A 3,812-nucleotide genomic window follows, 5' to 3' on the forward strand; every position below is an offset into this window, starting at 1 on the left:
CAATGGCTTTACGCCACCAACGTGCTGGTTGCATACGAACTGATCCTGACCACCAGGGATGCGGCTCTGAGGGGCAAACCTTATTCATGGATACCTGAAGAAGCGCGTGTCGCTGTTGGCTGGCTTTTAAAAAGTTACTGGAACCCCGATTCACTGCTCTTTAACCCGAGAGGTCAACCGGAGGTCAGTCAGGATGAGCCGTTTGCAATCACCACTATGATGCTCCCCGGACAAAACCAACAACAAAGTGACCAGCAAACCCCGACATCAGAATCATCCGACCAGCAAGCCTCAGGGGCAACTGGCCATGTCAGAGGCTCTGTCCCCAGCCCCCTGTCGTCTGGCTCTGGCGGTGACAATGAAGGCCCTGAACAAGACCAGCATACTTTGGGTTTGGGTTGTTACGTCGATTCCTGTCATGGCGTTTGTAAGCTCCGACAAGCATCCAATAGAAGTGAGTCAGCTGAAGGGGCAGTGAGTTCCGCAGAAAGCTCGATAGTCAACGCTCATCATGCAATGACAGAAGCACAACCCCTTCATCCACAGACCCATGAGACTGACGCAAATGTAGCGAGCAAAGCCAGTATCACTGTGTCACGAATCATAAAACACATGAATCGACTAATAATGACTCACATCATAAACGACGTGCATTCCAAAGCGACATCCCCTTCTCCGGATATTGAGTTATTCAGGAATGCCATCACGTTACTTGAACTTCTTGATCCCTCCGATATTTCAACAGATTTAGAACCGTTTAGTCTCTATCCAGAGTGTGATGTCTGGGATGATGCTGATGCTGATGCCTGTTATCACGTCTATTACAGAGGCAAGATGATATTCACTGTATTTCGCACTGCAAATAAAACAAGCTTCCAATCACCTCTGACATGCGGGTTTTTAGTAAGTATTAAAATCGAAGTCTTATTTAATGAATTCTATTATGCTCCTGATGCTCCCGGTTACCAATCTGCAAAAAGTGAATTTGAGGAGCAAAGGAAAAAATAGAAGTCAGTTAAACTACAAACGACTCTTGTGAATGTTCAGGTGCACTAGCAGCCTGTCGGACTTAAGGCTGTCCTACTACGGTTGCAATGGACAACCGGGCAGGCAATATCTTTTCAACCCATATCAGTACAACCTTTGGTTTTTGACAGCACAACATGCTTATTTTCTTGAATTACCACTTCCCTGATCTACCTTTCCTCACTTCAAAATTAGTAACGTATGGATCGAATAATGAAACAATCGCTTTATGCGGCAATGCTGTTGCTGCTTTTGCCTCTGTCTGCTATCTGTCAGGCAGAATCTCTAACAAGACGTTTTGTTATCGAGCATAAACAGACCACTCAGAGCTTTTCTGTTATGCGCAGCCTGAATTCATTGTCGGACAATCCGAGGTACCTTGCCGACACCAACGGCTATTCGGTTTTTTTGCCGCCCGGTGACAAACAACACAAGCCTGGCGGTTACGGGATAACAATGACCTTTATTGAGTCCATTTCATGGCAATTGCTTTACGCCACCAACGTGCTGGTTGCATACGAACTGATCCTGACCACCAGAGACACTGCTCTGAGGGGCAAACCTTATTCATGGATACCTGAAGAAGCGTTTGTCGCTGTCGGCTGGCTTTTAAAAAGTTACTGGAGCCCCTATTCACTGCTCTTTAACCCCGGGGATCAACTGGAGGTCAGTCAGGATGAGCCGTTTGTGATCACGACTATGACGCTCCCCGGACAAAACCAACAACAAAGTGACCACCAAAACCCGCCATCAGAATCATCCGGCCAGCAAACCTCAGGGACAACTAACCATGTCGGTGGGTCTGTCACCCGCCCCTTGTCGTCTGGCTCTGGCAGCGGTAATGATGGTCCTGAACAAGTCCAGCACACACTGGGTTTGGATTGTTACGTCGATTCCTGTTACGGCGTTTGTAAACTCCGACAAGCATCCAACGGCGGTGAATCAGCTGAAGGGACGCTGACTTTCGCAGAAAGTCCGACAGAACACACTCATCATGAGACGAGAGAAACACCACCCTCTCAGCCACACGCCCATGAGGATGCCACAGAAGAAGCGAGTAAAACCGAGACTTCATCGTGTTGGCTTCGCAAAAGATCGAATGAAGATGCCACAGAAGAAGCAAGCAAAGATGAGACAGGGCAAAAGGCGAAAAAGCCCAAGTTAGAGGAAGTAGATGAGCATTCTGAGTCACTTGTTAACGCCGTGCCTGGCACCGAAATAGATGAATCAAACGAAACAGCGGGTAATACTGTCTCTGAAATCATAGAGCACATGAACTCGTTAATCACTATTCTCATTGAAAACGATGTGCATTATAAAACGGAATCCCCTACCCCGGATATTCAGGCATTCAGGAATGCTATCGAACTACTTGAATATCTTGACCCTTCCGATATTTCACAAGGTTCTGAAATGACTGACTCGAATTGTGACTGTTCACACTGTAGTGGCTACAGCGATACTTGGTACATCGTCTATTACAGGGATAATGTGTTATTCACGGTGACACAAACTGAAAGTGAAACCAGATTTGCAGAACGCTGGACATCTGGGGAATCAGCAAAGATTAAAACCGAAGACCTATTTAATGAACTCTATTACGCTCCTGGTGCACCCGGTTGCCAATCTGCAAAAAATGAATATGAGGCATTCAAGAGATAATAGAATAGTCAGGGAAGGTACACTGGCTAATCCGGCAAGAGGATTTCCAGACCACTGAGCCGGTAAGTTCTTAATTGCTGCTGTCCTGAAAGGATAACGGTCGGTACAAAAAAACTTTCAGGTGCCTGGGCAGCTGCAGGCATTGAGAATTGGGGGACAGGGTCTGCGCCAGGTTGACCCGGTTCTGAACCAGCCGCAAGCGGATAGAAGCACGGGCGCAACACTGTAACGACGCCGGTTGATAAGGTTTCGGCGTATAATTCTTCAGGATGTTAACAGCTTTGATATGCCCGAACTTCTTAGCCTCACGGAGCAGGCTCAAATCGGGCTTATTGTGATCATTACCGCCATTTGGGCAAACCCGAAACTGCTCATATGGATCAAAGTGGTTGTCCAGCAAAAGGGTGATGATTTCTGCTTTTTTTGGGTAATGAAAATAACCTAGCATATTTTGCAGAGCTCGATGAACAACTTTCACGCCCATAAAATCACGAGCATTTGGCTTGGCACCATTGGCCAGCATGAGCTTAGTCGCCTCTAGACGCGGAAAAAGTGCGCCTACCGCCACAGACAAAGGAAATATCATGCCTCCGGGATCATTCGGCTCCACGCCGTTGGCCAGAAGGATGGCTGTCATTTGCGGACCACTGCGAATCGCCCCGCACAACAGCAGCGCACGGGCAGAATAGCTGTAATGATACAGACTGGCACCGCTATGCAACAGCAGCTCAACGATTTGAACATGTCCATCCCATACCGCAAACCATAGCGGACAGCGACCTGTGCGGTCCGGGGCATTGGGGTCAGCACCATGAGCCAACAGAAATTCGACAGTATTACTCTGACCTGCCCATACCGCATAATGCAGTAGTGAACCCTTGTGGCCCCGAGCATTTGCATCAAACCCTTGATTAAGCAAGGTGCACACCATTTCTGGATTTATGGATGAAACAGACACGCTAACATAGCCGATTGCCTGGATGATATCAGTGCGTTCAGTGCAGAATTGAGCTGGAAAAACACCATTATTCAGCGGCCCTTCAGCGGACTCTTTGCTATCGGTTGATGATCGGAGTTTACAAACGCCATGACAGGAATCGACGTAACAATCCAAACCCAAAGTA

Annotated in this window: 3 protein-coding genes; 2 read left to right on the plus strand and 1 reads right to left on the minus strand. The window is 47.6% G+C overall.

The window, feature by feature from the left end; all coding sequences use genetic code 11:
• Together KDK19_RS05835 and KDK19_RS05840 are read left to right on the plus strand one after the other, a co-directional pair.
• Nucleotides 1-1,008: hypothetical protein (locus tag KDK19_RS05835; RefSeq protein WP_257291537.1), on the plus strand; the 1,008-nt coding region annotated here is incomplete at its 5' end.
• 231 nt (nt 1,009-1,239) lie between these two features.
• Nucleotides 1,240-2,688, plus strand: a complete 1,449-nt coding sequence (locus KDK19_RS05840; protein ID WP_257291538.1) for a hypothetical protein — start codon at nt 1,240-1,242, stop codon at nt 2,686-2,688.
• 70 nt (nt 2,689-2,758) lie between these two features.
• Here KDK19_RS05840 and KDK19_RS05845 read toward each other — a convergent pair.
• The coding region (locus tag KDK19_RS05845; protein WP_257291539.1) for an ankyrin repeat domain-containing protein at nt 2,759-3,812 on the minus strand (1,054 nt) is incomplete at its 5' end.

The organism is Endozoicomonas sp. ONNA1 (assembly GCF_024606325.1).
Taxonomy (GTDB): Bacteria; Pseudomonadota; Gammaproteobacteria; order Pseudomonadales; family Endozoicomonadaceae; genus Endozoicomonas_A.

Bases quoted from the DNA above. Each gene is read 5' to 3' on its own strand.
- KDK19_RS05840 (WP_257291538.1), top strand. From the start codon at position 1,240: ATGAAACAATCGCTTTATGCGGCAATGCTGTTGCTGCTTTTGCCTCTG.